Annotated in this window: 16 protein-coding genes; 12 read left to right on the top strand and 4 right to left on the bottom strand. The window is 66.7% G+C overall.

Going from position 1 to position 17,578, the window contains the following annotated elements:
* Positions 1-201 precede the first annotated feature (201 nt).
* The 6 genes from ACJ7C5_RS19385 (at position 202) to ACJ7C5_RS19360 (ending at position 6,988) form a co-directional block, all read left to right on the top strand.
* Positions 202-1,818, top strand: a complete 1,617-nt coding sequence (locus ACJ7C5_RS19385; RefSeq protein ID WP_412704819.1) for a ShlB/FhaC/HecB family hemolysin secretion/activation protein — start codon at positions 202-204, stop codon at positions 1,816-1,818.
* Between the two features lie 38 nt (positions 1,819-1,856).
* On the top strand, positions 1,857-3,641 hold the full coding sequence (locus ACJ7C5_RS19380; protein WP_412704818.1) for a DUF2341 domain-containing protein: 1,785 nt from the start codon (positions 1,857-1,859) through the stop codon (positions 3,639-3,641).
* Positions 3,642-3,651: 10 nt separating this feature from the next.
* Positions 3,652-4,065 (top strand): ExbD/TolR family protein, encoded by a 414-nt coding sequence (locus tag ACJ7C5_RS19375; protein WP_012511243.1) that lies wholly within the window; start codon positions 3,652-3,654, stop codon positions 4,063-4,065.
* Positions 4,066-4,104: 39 nt separating this feature from the next.
* A complete protein-coding gene (gene tolA / locus ACJ7C5_RS19370) occupies positions 4,105-4,770 on the top strand; it encodes a cell envelope integrity protein TolA (RefSeq protein ID WP_094000716.1) in 666 nt (221 codons plus the stop codon).
* A gap of 42 nt (positions 4,771-4,812) precedes the next feature.
* Positions 4,813-6,561, top strand: coding sequence for a putative porin (locus ACJ7C5_RS19365; protein WP_412704817.1), 1,749 nt, complete (start codon positions 4,813-4,815; stop codon positions 6,559-6,561).
* Positions 6,562-6,658: 97 nt separating this feature from the next.
* Positions 6,659-6,988, top strand: coding sequence for a hypothetical protein (locus tag ACJ7C5_RS19360; RefSeq protein ID WP_094000714.1), 330 nt, complete (start codon positions 6,659-6,661; stop codon positions 6,986-6,988).
* Between the two features lie 28 nt (positions 6,989-7,016).
* Here ACJ7C5_RS19360 and ACJ7C5_RS19355 read toward each other — a convergent pair whose 3' ends face one another.
* The 4 genes from ACJ7C5_RS19355 to ACJ7C5_RS19340 all read right to left on the bottom strand — a co-directional run bounded on the left by ACJ7C5_RS19355 (position 7,017) and on the right by ACJ7C5_RS19340 (position 9,815).
* A complete protein-coding gene (locus tag ACJ7C5_RS19355; protein ID WP_412704816.1) occupies positions 7,017-7,448 on the bottom strand; it encodes an OsmC family protein in 432 nt (143 codons plus the stop codon).
* A 51-nt stretch (positions 7,449-7,499) separates the two neighbouring features.
* On the bottom strand, positions 7,500-8,141 hold the full coding sequence (locus tag ACJ7C5_RS19350) for a hydrolase (protein ID WP_097047714.1): 642 nt from the start codon (positions 8,139-8,141) through the stop codon (positions 7,500-7,502).
* 55 nt (positions 8,142-8,196) lie between these two features.
* Positions 8,197-8,877 (bottom strand): hydrolase, encoded by a 681-nt coding sequence (locus ACJ7C5_RS19345; RefSeq protein ID WP_412704815.1) that lies wholly within the window; start codon positions 8,875-8,877, stop codon positions 8,197-8,199.
* Between the two features lie 71 nt (positions 8,878-8,948).
* On the bottom strand, positions 8,949-9,815 hold the full coding sequence (locus tag ACJ7C5_RS19340) for a pirin family protein (RefSeq protein ID WP_412704814.1): 867 nt from the start codon (positions 9,813-9,815) through the stop codon (positions 8,949-8,951).
* Between the two features lie 151 nt (positions 9,816-9,966).
* Between ACJ7C5_RS19340 and ACJ7C5_RS19335 the strand changes: the two genes are divergently transcribed.
* The 6 genes from ACJ7C5_RS19335 to ACJ7C5_RS19310 all read left to right on the top strand — a co-directional run bounded on the left by ACJ7C5_RS19335 (position 9,967) and on the right by ACJ7C5_RS19310 (position 17,524).
* On the top strand, positions 9,967-10,893 hold the full coding sequence (locus ACJ7C5_RS19335) for a LysR family transcriptional regulator (protein WP_088026165.1): 927 nt from the start codon (positions 9,967-9,969) through the stop codon (positions 10,891-10,893).
* Positions 10,894-11,075: 182 nt separating this feature from the next.
* Positions 11,076-11,579: an RNA polymerase sigma factor gene (locus tag ACJ7C5_RS19330; protein WP_197612610.1), complete on the top strand. Its 504-nt coding sequence runs from the start codon at positions 11,076-11,078 to the stop codon at positions 11,577-11,579.
* Positions 11,580-11,661: 82 nt separating this feature from the next.
* A complete protein-coding gene (locus ACJ7C5_RS19325; protein WP_412704813.1) occupies positions 11,662-12,615 on the top strand; it encodes a FecR family protein in 954 nt (317 codons plus the stop codon).
* A 182-nt stretch (positions 12,616-12,797) separates the two neighbouring features.
* Positions 12,798-15,917: a TonB-dependent receptor gene (locus ACJ7C5_RS19320; RefSeq protein WP_412704812.1), complete on the top strand. Its 3,120-nt coding sequence runs from the start codon at positions 12,798-12,800 to the stop codon at positions 15,915-15,917.
* A 27-nt stretch (positions 15,918-15,944) separates the two neighbouring features.
* The gene (locus tag ACJ7C5_RS19315; RefSeq protein WP_412704811.1) at positions 15,945-16,700 is read left to right on the top strand and encodes a Slam-dependent surface lipoprotein; all 756 of its coding nucleotides are present in this window, start codon (positions 15,945-15,947) and stop codon (positions 16,698-16,700) included.
* 59 nt (positions 16,701-16,759) lie between these two features.
* On the top strand, positions 16,760-17,524 hold the full coding sequence (locus tag ACJ7C5_RS19310; protein WP_368850593.1) for a Slam-dependent surface lipoprotein: 765 nt from the start codon (positions 16,760-16,762) through the stop codon (positions 17,522-17,524).
* Positions 17,525-17,578: the final 54 nt, after the last annotated feature.

Here is a 17,578-nt window from a genome sequence, read left to right as displayed (position 1 = left end):
CTCGAATCTCCCGCAGCAATCGGCGCTCTGCAATGAAGACGTGTGGCGAAGCCAGGGTCCGCCTGCGTGCGTTGCGGCGCTGTCAAAAGATGACAGTGCTGTCACAAAACTGTTGGCGGTTTTGACGCGACGTACACGTCCTGTTGGTAGACCCACGCGCCGCTCCATGGCCATTACCTTCGATACGACGCGATGCCTTCGATGACTCCTGTTCCGTGCCGAGCCGTCCGCCATCCCCTGCGCCTGCATCCACTGGTGCTGGCCCTGGCCGCGATGCCGCTGCCATTGTTCGCGCAGGAGGCGGCGCCTGCGCCCAGCGTGAACATCAATGAATACATCGTGCGCGGCAACACCGTGCTCGATCCCCGGGACATTGAACGCGCGGTGGAACCCTTCCTCGGCCCAGGCAAGACCCTGGCCGATGTCGAGAAGGCACGCGATGCTGTCAATGCGCTGTACCAGCAGGCTGGCTACCAGTCGGTTTACGTCGAGCTTCCCGAGCAGCAGGTCAGTGGAGGCGTGGTACTGCTGAAGGTACAGCAGACACCGATCGGCCAGCTGCGGGTCGTGGGAACGAAACACGAATCGCCCGAGCGCATCCGCGAACGCGTGCCGGCGCTGGCGGAAGGCAAGGTGCCGGACTTCGACCAGGCCCAGAAAGAACTGACCGCGCTGAATGAGGGCGGGCGCCGCCAGGTGCTGCCGCTGGTGCGCGAAGGCCAGGTGCCGGGCACGATGGATGTGGACCTGCAGGTCGAAGAAAAGTCGCCGTGGCGTGCCAGCGCGTCACTCAACAACGACCACAGCGCCGACACCGAGAAGCTGCGCCTGAGTGCATCGCTGGCCTACGACAACCTGTGGAAGCGCGGGCACAGCGCCAACATCGGCGTGTACCTGGCGCCGGAAGATACAAAGCAGGCCAAGGTGTTCTCGGCCTCGTACATGATGCCGTTCGAAGGCACGCCGTGGAGCCTGGAAGCGTCCGGCTACAAGTCCGACAGCCGCGTGCTGAACGCGGGTGGGCAGGTCGGTACCGGCACTGGCACCAATGTGATCGGCAATGGCCATTCGATTGGCGTCAAGCTCAACTATCGACTGGCCGGCAGCAGCCAGTGGTGGCGCCAGCTGAGCCTCGGCGTGGATTTCAAGGACACCGAGGAAGACACGCAGATGGGCAAGGACAGCCTGAAGACGCCGCTGAAGTACGCGCCGATCACCCTGGCGTTTGTCGGTGTGCGCCAGGGCGAGCATGATCAGTTGAGCATCAACACCCAGCTGGTGGCCGGTACCCGTCGGCTGTTCGGCTATGGCAGCAATGCCATCGGGTTCGGGCAGAAGCGCTACTGGGCGGACCCCAGTTTCGTCGTTTTCAAGGCCGATGTGGCCAACACCCACACTTTCGGCAGCGACTGGCAGTGGTATGCACGCGGCTCCTTGCAGGTGACCGATGCGCCGCTGGTGTCGGCCGAGCAGTTCGCCGCCGGTGGCATGTACACCGTGCGTGGCTATCTCTCGGCCGAGGCGATCGGCGATTACGGCGGCCTGGCCAGCCTGGAATGGCGCACCCCGGCATGGTCGTTGTGGAGCGGTACCGACCTGCGCGTCTACAGCTTTGCCGACGCGGCCTACCTGCGCCTGCGCCAGCCGCTGCCCGATCAGCGTGACAAGTACAACCTGGCTTCGGTCGGCCTGGGTGCGCAGCTGCGCCTGGGCGAACACCTGCAACTGCGCCTGGACTATGCCTGGCCCTATGCCGATGGCCCGGTTACGCGCAAGGACGACCCGCGCCTGCATTTCAACATCAGCACCAGTTACTGACCCTTCCCTTGAACATGCGTTCTCCGGAGACCCTTCGCATGGACCGTTTGCTTTCCCGAGTGTTGTTGCTGCTGGCCGCGCTGGTTGCGCTGCCGGCCGCCGCGGCCGATGCCAATTGGTGGCAGGCCGAATGGAAGTACCGCAAGCCGATCACCGTCGACGCCGGCCCGCAGGGCGCGGGGCTGGCCGGTGACCCGGGTCGCACGCCGCTGCTGCTGCGCCTGCATACCGGCAACTTCGGTTTCGACGGCACCCAGGACGCGGGCAACGACCTGCGTTTCGTTTCGGGTGATGGCCGCACCGTGCTGGCCCACCAGATCGAACAGTTCGATCCCAAGCTTGGCCTGGCCCTGGTCTGGGTGGACGTACCGGCGGTCAGTGCTGCTGCGCCGCAGACGATCTGGATGTACTACGGCAACGAGAAGGCCCCGGCCAGCGGCAATGGCCAGCAGGTGTTCGACCCGGACTACACGCTGGTCTACCACTTTGCCGAGGCCAATGCGCCGGCGCGCGATACCACCGCGTATGGCAACAACGCCGGTGCCGTGGCGCCGCCGTCGGAAGGCTCGGTGATCGGCCGCGGTGTTCAGTTGGGCGCAGCCCCGCTGCCGCTGCCCGCCAGCGCGTCGCTGGCGCAGGAAGCGGGTGCGCCGCTCACCGTTTCGGCCTTTATCAAGCCGGGCAGCAACAACGTTGCACAGGCGATCTACGCCCGTCGTGAGGGTGCTTCCGAACTGGTGCTGGGCATCGAGAACCGGGTGCCGTTCGTGCAGCTCAATGGCCAGCGCAGCACGCCGGCACAGCCGATTCCGGAAGGACAGTGGGCACATGTGGCGCTGACCGCAGAGAAGGGCGCGCTGCAGCTGTACCTCAACGGCCGTGTGGTCGCCCAGCTGAGCGGCGAGCTGCCGGCGCTGGGCACTGCGCCGATGGTGGGCGCCGATGCGCCTGGCGCGGTGCAGCCGCTCGCCAACTTCGAGGGCGCACTGGATGAGCTGCGTATCTCGCGTGTGGCACGTCCGGCGGCGCTGCTGCTGGCCGATGCCACCGCACAGGGCGCCGATTCGCGCCTGATCAGCTACGGTGCCGACGAGCAGTCGGCTGGCCAGAGCCACTTCGCCTTCATCCTCAAGGCGATGCCGTTCGATGCCTGGGTGGTGGTCGCCATCCTTGGCCTGATGATGCTGCTGTCGTGGGCGATCATGATCGCCAAGAGCCGCCACTTCGGCCGTACCAGCAAGGCCAATGCGGTGTTCACCGAGAGCTTCGGAAAGCTGTCTGGCGTGCCGCTGCGCACCCTGTCGGACATGGACCGCCAGGGCAAGGCACCGACCGCCATGCACGATGGCTCGTTGTGGCGCATCTACCAGGTGGCCATCGATGAAATGCAGCAGCGCCACCAGCGCGACGGCAACAGTGGCTACCTGAGTGGCGCCACCATCGCCGCGATCCGCGCCTCGATGGATGCGGTGATGGTGCGCGAGCAGGAAGCGATGGCACGGCGCATGAACTGGCTGTCGACCACCATCGAAGGCGCGCCGTACGTGGGCCTGTTCGGTACCGTGATCGGCATCATGCTGGTGTTCGTGGTGGCGGCGATGGCCGGCGCGGTGGACATCAATTCGGTGGCACCGGGCATGGCCGCGGCGCTGCTGTGTACCGCCGCCGGCCTTGGCGTCGCGATCCCGGCACTGTTCGGCTACAACTACCTGGGTGCACGCGCCGAAGCGATCGGCGCGGACATGGCGGTGTTCATCGACGAGTTCGCCGCGCGCCTGGCCGAAGAGCAGGACGGGCGCGGCCCGGCCGCGGTCCAGGGCTGAGGGGCGCGCCATGGGCCAGAAGGCGAAGTTCGGCATCAAGAAGCGCGAGAAGGGCATCAACGTGACGCCCTTCGTGGACGTGCTGCTGGTGGTGCTGGTGATCTTCATCCTGACCAGCAACGCCTCCATTCCCGGCATCGAGGTCAACCTGCCGAAGGCCAGCAACAGCACGGCGTTGGAGAAGCCGAAGACCAAGGCGATCACCATCGACCCCAGCGGACAGGTGTTCCTGGATGCCTACCCGGTAACCATGGCCGAGCTGGAAGACCGCCTGCGTACCGAGCGCGCGACCACACCGGATTTTCCGGTGATCGTACGCGGTGATGCGCAGGTGCAGTACGCCCGCGTGGTCGAGGTACTGGACCTGCTGCGGCGGCTGGAGCTGGCCCAGGTCGGCCTGGTCACCGGCAAGGCGCAGGGCTGAGGCATGACGGCCCATCAACCCCCTCGGCCGGAGCCCGGCATGCGCGGTCGCCAGTTGCTGGTGACCGTCGCGCTGGTGCTGGCCGCCTTGCTGGTGCTCGGCATCGCGGTGTGGTGGCTATTGTTCAAGGACACTGCCAGCACCCGCCGACCGGTGGTGCAGCCGCCGATGCTGGCACTGCCACCGCCACCTCCGCCGCCACCCCCGCCGCCGGAAAAGCCGCCAGAGCCGGAAACGCCGCCGGAAGAGACGATGCCCGAGCCGGAGCCGCTGGATCAGCCGACGCCCGCTGAAGAGCCGACGCCGACCCCGGACAATGCGGACCCGGTGACGATGAATGCTGATGCGCAGGCAGGTGGCGACAACTTCGGCATCCAGTCCGGCAGTGGTGGCGGTTCGTCCGGCGTCGGCCGTGGCGGTGCAGGCAATGCCACCTATGGGCGCTACCTCGGCTACCTGATGCAGCAGGCAATCTCGCGCGACGACAAGGTCAAGCGCCTGGCGTTCCAGCTGCAGGTGAATGTGTGGTTGTCCAACGATGGCCGCCTGGAAAAGGTCGAGCTGGTGCGCGGCAGTGGCAACGAGGAGGCCGACGCGGCCGTGCTCGATGCGCTGCGTCGCATCGGCAAGGTTGACCAGGCACCGCCGCCGTCGCTCGATTTTCCCGCTCGCGTGCTGATCCAGGGCCGCCGGCCCGGGGCCTGACTCCCGACTTCCGTGATTTCCCTTCTTTCGATGAGAACCGTGATGAACGACCACGTCCGCGCACGAACCGACTCCCGCCGCCCGCGGCCGGCCCGACGGGCGCTGCTGTGCTGCGCCGTGCTGCTCAGCCTGGCCGCCCCGGCCGGTGCGATGGCCGCCGAAACCACCATGGTCAAGCTGATCAAGGGCCTGATCGCCAGTGGCGCGCTGAAGCCCGAAGACGGCCAGGCATTGCTGGTGCAGGCCGAGGCTGAGGCGGCGGCCGCATCGCGCACCGCGACCACTGCACCTTCGGCCGCCAGCGGTGGCGTGGCCCTGGAAGCCGGCGACGTGCGCGTGCCCTACGTGCCGCAGAGCGTGCGCGACGGCATCCGTGACGAGGTACGCCAGGATGTAATGGCGCAGGCCAAGTCGGAAGGCTGGGCGGCACCCAACGAAGTGGCTGAGTGGACCAAGCGCATCAAGGTCACCGGTGACATGCGCGTGCGCAGCGAGTCGCGCTTCTACTCCGAGCACAACAGCGACATCGTAAGCAACTGGGCGTCGATCAATTCCGGAAGCGGGTTTGATACCAACAACAATACCAATCCGATCCAGTTTCCGCCGCTGCTGAACACCCGACAGGATCGCCGCAACCTGTGGCGGATCCGTGCCCGCATCGGCATCGAGGCGACCATCGGGCAGCACACCACGGCCGGCGTGCGCCTGGCCAGCGGCAGCAGCAATGGCCCGGTGTCGACCACCGAGCAGCTGGGGGGCGGCCTGGGCAAGAAGGACGTGTGGCTGGACCAGGCCTGGCTGGCCTACAGCCCGGCCGACTGGGTGACGGTGCGCGGCGGCCGCTTCGGCAATCCGTTCTGGACCAGCGACACGCTGTTCTCCAACGACCTCAATTTTGATGGCCTGGCCGCCAACCTGAAGTACGACTTCAACGGGGGTGACCTCGACCTGTTCGGCACGCTGGCGGTGGTGCCGCTGGAGTACACCTCCGACAATTCACCTAACCGCAGCCAGACCAAGACACCAAACGAGAACAAGTGGCTGTCCGGCGCGCAGGTGGGTGTGAACTGGCGCTTCAATGACGAAAATTCGCTGCGCGCTGCATTGGGCTACTACGATTTCAAGAACATCAGCGGCCGTCTGTCCTCACCGTGTGCGTTGTTCTCGAATGTCGATGGCTGTGACACTGACTGGTCGCGCCCGGCCTTCATGCAGAAGGGCAACACCCTGATGCTGATCCGCGACATCGCGCGCAATCCGCTGGACCCGGCCAATACGCCTACCCCGCAGTATGTCGGCCTGGCCTCAGCCTTCCGACTGGCCACGCTGAACCTGCGCTGGGACACGCAGCTGGCCCAGGGCATCGGTCTGCGCCTGGATGGCGACTACATCCGCAACCTGGCCTACGACAAGCAGGCCATGTTCAGTCGCGCCAACAGCGGCATCGTCAACAACTACGGTGCCGGCGATACCGCCAGCATCGACACCTTCCGCAGCGGCGACACCGCCTGGATGGTGCAGGCCACCTTCGGAGCCACCGAACTGAGGGAGAAGGGGCAGTGGCAGGCGCTGCTGGGCTACAAGCACATCGAGGCCGATGCGCTGCCCGATGCCTACAACGACCCGAACTTCCACCTTGGCGGCACCAACGCGCGTGGCTACTACGTGGGCGGCGCCTACGCACTGGATGCGCGCAGCTGGATCAGCGGCAAGTGGATGGCGGCCAAGGAAGTGTCCGGTGCGCCGCTGTCGATCGACGTGTTCCAGCTGGAGTTCAACACCGGTTTCTGAGTGGCGGCGTGATGCGGATCACGTAGTGCGTGGCGGGGGCGCAGCGATGCGCCCGTCTAAGGAAAGGAGACCACGCGTTGTTCAAAAGGAGAAGTGGATGAGCCGTCGCAAGCTGTTCGAGAGTCCCGAACCGTCCAGCCAGATGCTGGGTGTTGGACCGGCCTATGTTTCAGTGGAGGGCCTGCGCCAGCACCTGGCCGAATTCCTGCTGTATGCGGGCCGGCCGGTGGTGATCATGCGCGGGCGCAGCGAAGTGGGCTATTTCCTGCCGGCGCGCTGCTGGCGCCAGCGTGACGATGATCCGCTGGCGGCCGCCGCCGCCGACCAGCTGCTGGACGCGGCCGGTTTCCAGGTCGAGGATATCCAGCAGGTGGAGCAGGAATTCAACGCGATGCGCCAGCGCACCGTGCTGCATTCACGGCGCTGAAGTAGATCCACGCCGTGCGTGGATGGGGTTACGCTGCGCCCCCGCGCTCACTGGTGATGCGTGCACCTTCGCGCATCACCAGGGTCACCGGGGTCTTTTCCACCACCTCCAGCAACCGCTGCCATTGCGCATCGCTCAGCTCGGCGCTGGCATGCAGCACCCGGTGCACGTGGAAGCGTCCATCCTCATCACGTTCCGAGCGCAGCTCGGCATGGAACTCGCCCAGTTCCCAGCCCTTGCGTTGCGCATACATGCGCAGGGTGATGGCGGTGCACGCCGCCAGCGAGGCCAGGTACAGATCGAACGGAGCGAAACCCTTGCCCTGGCCACCCAGGGAGGCGGGCTCGTCCGCATCCACATCAAAGCTGCCATTGCTGATGTGGTGCAGGTAGTTGTCGGCGGTTGAAACAATGCGTGCGTAGGCCATCACGTTCTCCATCTGTCTGTAGCGTCGAGCCATGCTCGACTGCTCCCAACGGCGGCGCCAGCCAGGGCCAGCGCCGCCACCCAATCACTCGGTACGATCGTACGAGAACTGGATGCCCGCCGTACCACCGGTTTCAATGAAGAGGTTCATGAAGGCCGGCACCGTTTCCGAGCGGGCCCAGTCGCGCTGCAGCTCGCAGAACAGCTGCGGTACGCTGATCAGCTGGCCCCCGGCCTGTTCGATGCGGCGCAGCGCGGCATCGTGCGCGGCCAGCGAAGTGCCGCCGACGGCGTCGACCACCACGTACACCTCATAGCCTTCCTTCAACGCATCCAAGGCCGGGAAAGTCAGGCACGCCTCGGTCCACAGCGCGGTCATGATCAGCTTGCGGCGGCCGGTGGCTTCCACCGCCTTGCGGAACTCGATGTCCTCCCAGGAATTGATGGTGGTGCGGTCGTAGGTGGGGTAGTCACCCAGCACCTTGCGCAGCTGCGGAATCGGCGGCTTGTTCAGGCCGGTCTTGACGTTCACCGTCGAATGCACGATCGGCAAGCCATAGGCCACGGCGGCTTTGGCGGTGCCGACGATGTTGTTCACCAGCAGCTGGCGGTCCATCGAGGCGATCGAGTTCACCTGCACCGGCTGGTAGTCGATGATGATGAAGGCGGAATTCTGGGGGGTCAGCAGATGATCGCTGGCCGGGTCGCGGATCGGTTCACTGGACATGATGGGTCTCCGGTTGGGAGGAGTGCCGGCAGCGGGCCGGCACCCCGGGGGCAGCTCAGCTGCGCTGCGAATCCAGCTGCTCCTGGTTCTTCTGCACATCCTGCGCCTTCAGGTAGCTTTCGATCAGCAGCCGGTAGTTCGGGAAGATCTTCGTGTAGACCTCGGCCCACTGCTGGGCATCGTCGCGGTTCCAGGTGCGCTGGATCTCCGAGGCCACCGCGGCGGTGTCCATCGGCACCACGCCGGCCTGCACCACGCGGGCCAGGGTGATTTCCTCGGCCATCTTCGAGTAGGTGCCGGACGCGTCGATGACCGCGAACACCTGGTACCCATCGGCGACGGCGGCGATCGACGGGAAGGCCATGCACACGCTGGTGATGGTGCCGGCAATGATCAGCTGCCTGCGGCCGGTGGCCTTCACCGCAGCAACGAATTCCGGATTGTCCCAGGCGTTGATCTCACCCTTGCGCGCCACGTACTGGGCATGCGGGGCCGCGTCGTGGATATCCGGAATCAGCGGGCCGTTCGGGCCTTGCGGGACAGAGGCGGTGGTGATCACCGGCATCTTTGCCAGCGTGGCCATCTTCGCCAGCGCAGTGGCGTGGGCGCGCACGCTGGTGAACGGCATGTCACCGATGGTCTGGAACAGGCCGCTCTGATGGTCGATCAGCAGCATCGCGGCGTTGTCCGGATCGATCACCGGGCGGGCACCGTTGAAGTTGGCGGGGTTACTCATGGTCAGTCTCCTGGAGAAGGTGGGCGATGGCCCGTTGGCGCGGCGGGTCATCGCCCGCCGCGCGGAAGCGCTCAGTGCGCGATCTGGCCGAAGCGGCCGCTGTTGAAATCGTTGACCGCCTGGCTGATCTCGGCCTGGCTGTTCATCACGAACGGGCCGTAGCCCACCACCGGCTCGTCGATCGGCTCACCGCTGAGCAGCAGCACGGTGGCGTCGCTGTCGGCGTCGACGAACACGTCCTCGCCACTGCGGTCGAAGGTGACCAGCTGGGCTTCGCCGACCGGCTGGCCGCCGTTGATCCTGACCGAACCCTTCAGCACCACCAGCGCCAGCGTGCGGCCCCCGGCCACCGGCAGTTCGGCGTGGTGGCCCTGCTGCAGGCGGATGTCCCAGACATCCATCGGCGTGTGGGTACGCGCCGGGCCGGCATGGCCGTCGAAGCTGCCAGCGATGACGCGGACGCGGCCGGCGCCATCGGGCAGCTCCACCGAAGGGATATGCGCATCGAGCAGCGTCTGGTAGCCCGGTGCGCCCATCTTGTCGCGCGCCGGCAGGTTCACCCACAGCTGGACCATGTCCAGGGTGCCGCCGCGCTTGCTGAATTCCGGTGTGTGGAACTCTTCGTGGAGGATGCCCGATGCGGCGGTCATCCACTGCACGTCACCCGGGCCGATGGTGCCGCCGGCCCCGGTCGAATCGCGGTGGGCGACCTCGCCCTCATAGACGATGGTGACGGTCTCGAAACCGCGGTGCGGATGCTGGCCGACGCCACGCGGCGTATCGCTGGGCGCGAAGGTGTACGGGCCGGCGTAGTCCAGCAGCAGGAACGGGCTCAGGTGCTGGCCGTGGGTGTTGTAGGAAAACATCGAACGGGCGGGGAATCCGTCGCCCACCCAGTGCGGGCGGGGGGCGCTGTAGGTACCGGTGACACGCTTCATGGCGATCTCCTGGCCGGGGCTGCCGGCCGCTGTTCTTCGTTGCGGGAGACGATATCGCCGCGACAATAGGGTCGGTAGACGCCAATATTTGCCGTCATAGTCCTATCTGGTGAACAATGTGTGCGCGCCTTGGGCCACAGGAGATCGCCCCGTGTTCATCGCTGATATCCGCCGTTGCGACCTCAACGACCTGTTCTATTTCGCCATGGTGGTCGAGCACGGTGGCTTCTCGCAGGCCGGCCGGGCGCTGGCCATGCCGAAGTCGAAACTGAGCCGGCGCATCGCGCTGCTGGAGGAACGCCTGGGCGTGCGCCTGATCCAGCGTTCGACCCGGCGCTTCTCGGTCACCGAGGTCGGCCAGGACTACTACCGCCATTGCAAGGCAATGCTGGTCGAGGCCGAAGCGGCCGAAGAAGCGATTGCGCTGTCACGCGCCGAGCCGCGCGGCACGATCCGCCTGGCGTGCCCGATCGCGATCCTGCATGCGCGCATCGGCACGATGCTGGCCGATTTCCTCGCCCTTCACCCGCAAGTGACGGTGCAGCTGGACGCCACCAACCGGCGCGTCGACGTGGTGGGCGAGGGTGTGGACGTGGCGATCCGCGTGCGACCGCCGCCGCTGGAGGACAGTGACCTGGTGGTACGCGTGCTGGCGCGCCGGGTCTGGTGCACCAGTGCCAGTCCGGCGCTGCTGCAGCGGCTGGGCACGCCGCAGGTGCCGGCCGATCTGGCAATGATGCCGACCGTCGATCTGGCATCGCCCAGCCAGCAGCATGTCTGGGAATACACCGGGCCGGACGATGTGCTGGCCAGCGTGCACCACCGCCCACGGCTGGTCAGCGATGACATGATCGCGTTGCGCACCGCTGCGGTGGCCGGGGTGGGCCTGCTGATGCTGCCGCGGATGATGATCAGCGACGAGCTGGCCAGTGGCGCGCTGGTGCCGGTGCTGCCGGAATGGGTGCCCAAGCACGGCATCGTGCACGCGGTGTTCCCGTCGCGACGCGGCCTGCTGCCTGCGGTGCGCGCGCTGATCGATTACCTCGCCGAGCGTTTCGAGGCATTGGACGAACCGTAGGCTCCGCATCCACGCATGGCGTGGATCTACTGGATCCGCCGCCTGATAGATCCACGCCATGGGTGGATGATCCTGGTGCCGCGCGACGGGCCTTCGCTTGATGCCTGCGGCCGTGCAGCCCACAATCCACGTCCGGACCGTCGCCATCACGCCCATCATTCCCCGGTCCGGCCTTGGCACCTATGTCTCCCAATGCCCTGGCGCTGGTCGAGCTGCTGATCCGCGAGCGCCGTGCGTTGTCTCGCTTCATCGCGCGCTACCTCGACCCGGCCAGTACCGAGGACACCCTGCAGAACCTGTACCTGAAGGCCAGCAGCGTGCCCGGTGATCCACCGATCCTGGAGCCGCGCGGCTATCTGTACCGGATGGCCTATCACCATGCGCTCAACCGCAGCCAGGCCGACGCCCGCGAGCGGCGCGCGATGGCCGAGTACGCCACCGACATGGCCGAGGCGGGCCACGACGGCGAGGCCCAGGCGCTGGACCAGGCACAACTGCGCGAGATCACCCAGACCATCCTCGCGCTGCCGGCCCAGGTACGCGAGTGCTTCGTGCTCAACCGCTACCTGGGCCTGAGCGAACGCGAGATTGCCGCGCGCCTGGGAATCTCCAAGAGCCTGGTCGGCAAGCATGTGCTGCGCGCGGCGCTGCTGATCCAGCAGCATCAACAGGGAACGCGCCGATGACCGGCGATTGCCGTGGGCAGATCGCGCCCGCCATTGTCACAACAGGAAAGCGCACCCGTTCGCGGTGCGGCAGGCCACAACCATGACCACGTCCGAACCCTCGCCGCGTCAGGCCAGGCAGGCGTTGCGCTGGGTGATCCGGTGCAGTGCAGGCCCGCTGCCGGAACGCCAGCAACGAACCCTGCAGCGCTGGCTGCAGGCCGATCCACGTCATGCGCTGGCCTGGCGCCAGCAGCAGGCCTTCTGGCAGGGGCTGGATGCCGCCGGGCCCGAGGTGCTGGCCGCGCTGCCCGGGTTGACGGCTGATCGCCAAGGGCTGCGTCCGATCGCACCGCGCCGCCTGCCGTGGCTGCTGGCCAGTGCCGCCGCCGTCGTACTGATGGTGACGGCGGCACCGCACGCACTGCTGCTGGCACGCAGTGACCTGCGAAGCAGCGATGCGCCACGCGTGGTGCAGTTGGAAGACGGCAGCACCGCCGTGCTCGATGCGGGCACCGCGCTGGCGCTCGAGTTCGACGGCCAGCAGCGTCGCCTGCGCCTGCTGCGCGGACAGGCCTGGTTCCAGGTGGCGCACGAGGCTCGTCCGTTCCAGGTCGAGGCCGCGGGCGGCCGGGTCCGTGATATCGGCACCGCCTTCAGCGTGTCGATGCAGGACACCACGGTCACCACCCAGGTCAGCGAGGGTGTGGTCGACGTGCGTCCGGGCGATGGCAGCGTACAGCGCCTGCATGCGGGGCAGTCGCGGACGTTCCGTGACGGCCGCTGGCTGCAGCCGGTGCGGCTGGAAGATGCCGAGGCCATGGCGCCGTGGCGGCGTGGCGAGGTCGCGATCGACAACCTGCCGGCCGCGCAGGCCATCGCCGATCTGGCGCGCTATCGGCGTGCACCGGTATGGGTACTGGGTGGGCAGGGCGCGAACGTGCGGGTCAGTGGCCTGTTCCACCTGCAGCAGCCGGACACCGCCATCGATGCGGTTGCCGCGCAGGCGGGACTGCGCGTGCAGCGCTTGCCCGGCGGCGCGCTGGTGGTGTGGTGAGGTGCCTGCGGCGCAGAGCACGGCTCGCCAAATGAAAAAAACATGAAAAAACCGTGGGCAGTCGCCACACGCGGCTGTCTATAGAGGTATAGCCAGAGCGAAACACCGTTTCTTCTCAAGCCAGACACACCACCGGCACCGGATGTGCCCGTGGTCCAGCCACGCTTGAGGAGTTCCTGTCCATGCCGTCCACGGCATCCGCCTGTCATCGCCGCGCCACCGTCCTGGCCCTGGCCATCTCCACCGCATTGCTGCCGCTGGCCTGGGTGTCGGCCGTGCAGGCGCAACCGGCGGTCGTCGCGCCGTTGCGCCAGTACACCATTCCGGAACAACCCCTGGCCGACGCTGTGCGCGCCTTTGGCCGCCAGGCCGATGTGCAGGTGGTGTTCCGCAGTGACCTGGTGGAGGGCCGCCGCTCCAGTGCAGTGAGTGGCGAATACAGCCAGATGCAGGCCCTGCAGCAGCTGCTGCGCGGCAGCGGCGTGCGCGCGCAGCGTGGCATGGATGGTACCTGGAGCTTGCGGGCCGCAGCGGATGCGGGTGAGGGGGAAGGGGTGCGGGTGACCGAGACGCTGGACGTGGCCGGTCGCCTTCAGTCGGAAGGGGGCGAGGCGCGCGATCGGCGCGGCTACGATGATGTGTTCGCGCTGGACCTGACCACCGCGTATTCGGGGCGCGACCGGGTGGAGCGCTACCGCGGCTCCAACCCGGCCGACGTGGTCAAGGATCTGGTCGGCGTGTTCAGTGGCGATGCGCGCAACAGCGGCGCGCTGGACATCAACATCCGTGGCATCCAGGGGCCGGGGCGGGTGCCGGTCAGCATCGACGGTGGTGAGCAGGCGCTCACGGTCTGGCGCGGCTACAACGGCGTCAGCAACCGCAACTACATCGATCCCAACCTGATTGGTGGCATCCAGGTCATCAAGGGGCCAGGGCTGGTGCGCGATGTGCACAGCGGGATCGGTGGCGCGCTGGTGATCAAGACCATCGACGTCGATGACATCGTGGAAGCGGGTGAGCGCTTCGGCGGGGAGCTGAAGATCGAAGGCAGCAGCAATGCGGTGGCGCCGCGCCTGCCTCGCCTGCATACCGGCGAGGACTACCGCACGGTGCCGGGGTTCCCGCAGGGCTCGCCGAACTCGCCCTATGACGACCGCACCCTGGTGGTGCCGGTGAAGTCGCGCAGTGGCAACAACCCCTTCGATGGCGAGGACCAGGCCTGGCGATTGGCGCTGGGTGTGCGTGGCGACAACGTCGACCTGATGGCCGCCTACGCCTGGCGCAAGCGCGGCAATTACTTCTCCGGGACCCAGGGCAGCGCCTACTACGACCAGGACCGGCGTGAGCAGTTCGAGTACCAGGGCATCGACTACATCACCACGCTGGCGCGCTACTTCAAGCCGGGCGATGAGGTGCCCAACACCTCCAGCGAACAGGAGTCGTGGCTGGTCAAGGGAACTTGGCAGATCAATGACGACCAGCAGCTGAAGGCCACCTGGCGGCGCACGCTGTCGCACTACGGCGAGATCATGCCGTCGCGCATCCTGTCCGCGCCGGACTACGGTCGCATCCAGTGGCCGCTCAGCCGGGTTGCGTCCGATGCCTGGAACCTGGAGTACCGCTTCCAGCCGGCCGGTAGCCGATGGCTGGACGTGTACGCCAATCTGTGGCGCACCGAAACGGACAGCGATACCTACACCGCAGGTGGCTTCCCGAACTTCGCCCCCGGCAACCCGGACTGGAATGCCGGTGCCAGCCCGATCCTGCGCAACACCGCGCTGGCGAATGCGAGCAACGACCGGACCGGCCTGACCCTGAGCAACCGCTTCGCCCTGCATTCCACACTGGACCTGACCGTGGGCGGCAACTGGCAGTACGAGAAGCTCGGTTCGCGTGACCCGTATTTCGGCCCGTCCGATGGTTGGCGCATGTACCCGCGCGCCGGCCGTCGCCAGGAGGGCGAGGGTTACCTCACTCTGGAATGGCGCCCGGTCGACTTCCTGACCCTCAATGCCGGCGTGCGCTACAGCCGTTACTGGGCGTTCGACGACTTCCTGCAGGCCCATCCGGAACTGCAGACGACCTCGATAGTGCCGCGCGAAGCGCAGTACCGGGTGAATGAACTGCCGCCGCGCCCGGACAGTCTGCAGGGCGAGATCGACGCGATCGAGAGCGAGCGGGAATTCTGGAACAGCATCGGCATGGGCTGGATCGTCGATCAGTCGCTGGCCGACCTGCTGCGCAAGTACGAGACACCCATGGAGGTCCAGCACGGCATTCCCTGGTTGCCCGATGCCAATGGCAACTACAGCCGCGCCACCAATCCCTGCCTCAACGGCCAGGTCGCCGCGATCCCCGGGCTGCTGCCGATGGTGCTCGGTACCGACATCCGCTGCAGGATCGGGGGCGGGGCGATGCAGTCGGTGGCCGGGCGCAACGAACGGCACCGCGATCACGCCTGGTTGCCGACGTTCTCGGCGACGGTGCGTTTCTCGCCGACCGCCCGTGCCTACCTGCGCTACAGCGAGGCGGTGCGCTTCCCCAGCATGTTCGAAAGCACCATTGCGTTCTCCAGCAGCCTCAATCCGCTGTATCCGCTCAAGCCGGAGCATGCCTACAACTACGAGCTGGGGTACGTGCACAACCTTTCCGGGCTGTTCGGCAACACCGCCGATGCCGACGTCAAGCTGGCCTACTACGTGCACAAGACCCGCAATGTCATCGAGCGTGATGCGTATTTCATGTTCGACAACATCGACAAGCAGACCATCCGCGGCCTCGAGCTGCAGGCGCGCTTCGACAACCGGCGCTTCTTCACCGACCTGGGCATCAGCCGCATCCTCGAAAACGAAGTCTGCGATGAAAGCTCGGCGGTACGGCTGGATGCGGACCAGGGGCGGGTGCCCAACTGCGTCCAGGATGGCTTCGTCAGCGGCTATCTGCTGACCCAGGCCACGCCGAAGCTGTCGGTGAACTGGTCACTGGGCACCCGCCTGTTCGATGAGCGCCTGGAACTGGGCAGCCGCATCGTGCACTACCAGCGGCACGACAATCCGGACCTGCAGGCCTACCGCGACCGCCTGGTCGCCGGTGGCAGCAGCCTGCTCTGGCAGAACGTGCCGTTCACCTGGGGAAACATCACCACGGTGGATGCCTACGCCCGCTGGCGCTTCAACGAGCACGCCAGCGTCGAGCTGGTCGGCAGCAATCTCGGCAACCGCTATTACGTCGACCCGGCAACACGCTCAACGCTGCCTGCACCGGGCCGCACGATCAAGCTTGGCGTCACCGCGCGCTTCTGAGTTCGCATTCGACAGGGAGAATCATCCATGAGACAGCACCGCACCCTTGTACTTTCGATCTGCCTGCTGGCGTCCATGCCGGTCATGGCCGCCGACATCGCTGGCGGGCAGAGCCCGGCCCAGGATGGCGTCCATTACATCAATGCTGGCGAATCGACACTCAACGCCGGTCCGCACCGTTCCGGTCGCGCCGGCATTTCGTTGGGGGCGTATGCCAACGCGGCACGAGTGGACGTGGCCAGCCTGGTGCCTTACGCCACGACGGTGGTGCGTGGCGCGACCACCGTCCGCACGCTGGGCCCGGACGCAGGCCTGCCGTTCCCCGCCGCTGGCGTGGGCCACTTCAGCTTCGTGCAGGTGGGCAATGCAGATGTCTGGTTCGGTGAATGGTCATCCAGCGGCGCGCAGGCGGGCTTCAATCACCGCCAGGTGTTCTTCGTCGGTGACCGTGCCGGTACCTCGCTGCCAGCCGGCGTCGTTACCTACACCCTGGCCGGCATCAACCGCTTCGATGGCAGCGGCGTGCTGGAAGGTGCGTTGCGGGCGAATTTCGATACCGGCACCGTCACCGCCGGCCTGGTCGGGACCGGATACAGGCTCGCCGCGAGCGCCACGCTGGATCGCACCACCGGTGCGTTCAGCGGTTCAGCCGTTGCCAACGGTTCGATCATCGGTACCAGCAGCGGCCAGTTCTTCGGCGCCGGTGCCAGTGCCGTGACCGGCATCGCCACCTTCGCCGGCAACAGCCAGTTCGATACGTCCTTCGGCGGTCAGCGCAACTGATCCGCCGCCGTTCCTTTTCGTGTTGTACCCGTAGTTCCCTCAACCCAAGGAGCAATACCATGAAAATGATCAACCGTTCCCTGCTGGCCGTCGCCGCTGCGCTGGCCCTGGCCGGTACCGCGCAGGCGGCCGACATCGTCGGCGCTGCCAGCCCGGCGACCGATGCGCAGCTGTACGTCAAGGTCGGTGCGTCGGAAGTCAACGGCGGCCCGCACTCGGCCGGCAAGGCCGGTATCGGCGTTGGCACCGTGTCCAATGCCAAGCCGGTCGATTTCCAGGGCCTGGCGGCCTACTCGGCCCCGACCACCGTCAATGGCGTCACCGTGCGCACCCTGGCCATGCCGATCACCGGCACCCCGGGCAGCCATTCCGGCATGGGCCACTTCAACTTCGTCAAGGTTGGCAGCGGCGATGTGTGGTTCGGCGAGTGGTCCAAGGATGGCGCCGCTGGTGGCTTCAACAACCGCCAGGTCTACTTCGTCGGTGACCGTGCCGGCACCACGCTGCCGGCCGGTGTGGCCACCTACAGCGTTGCGGGCCTGAACAAGTTCAACGGCAGCAACCTGCTGTCGGGCACCTTCCGTGCGGACTTCGGCAGCGGCAAGCTGCTCGGCGGCCTGACCGGTGGCGGCCTGGCGATCAACGTCAACGCCAACATCAACAGCGCCAATGCGTCGTTCGCCGGTTCGGCCACCGCCAACGGCAGCGTTGCCGGCACCACCCAGGGCCAGTTCTTCGGCGCCAACGCGGCCGCCCTGGCCGGTATCGCCACCTTCAGCGGCAACAGCCAGTACGACACCGCCTTCGGCGGCAGCAAGAACTGATTGCCACGCCCCTGACGGGGCAGGGCAGGGACAAGCCGCGATCCGCCAGTCCCT

Source organism: Nocardiopsis yanglingensis (assembly GCF_045809185.1).
In the GTDB taxonomy this organism is placed as follows: domain Bacteria; phylum Pseudomonadota; class Gammaproteobacteria; order Xanthomonadales; family Xanthomonadaceae; genus Stenotrophomonas; species Stenotrophomonas yanglingensis.
The sequence above is the reverse complement of the archived record's forward strand: the minus strand, read 5'-3'. Positions and strand labels throughout refer to the sequence as shown.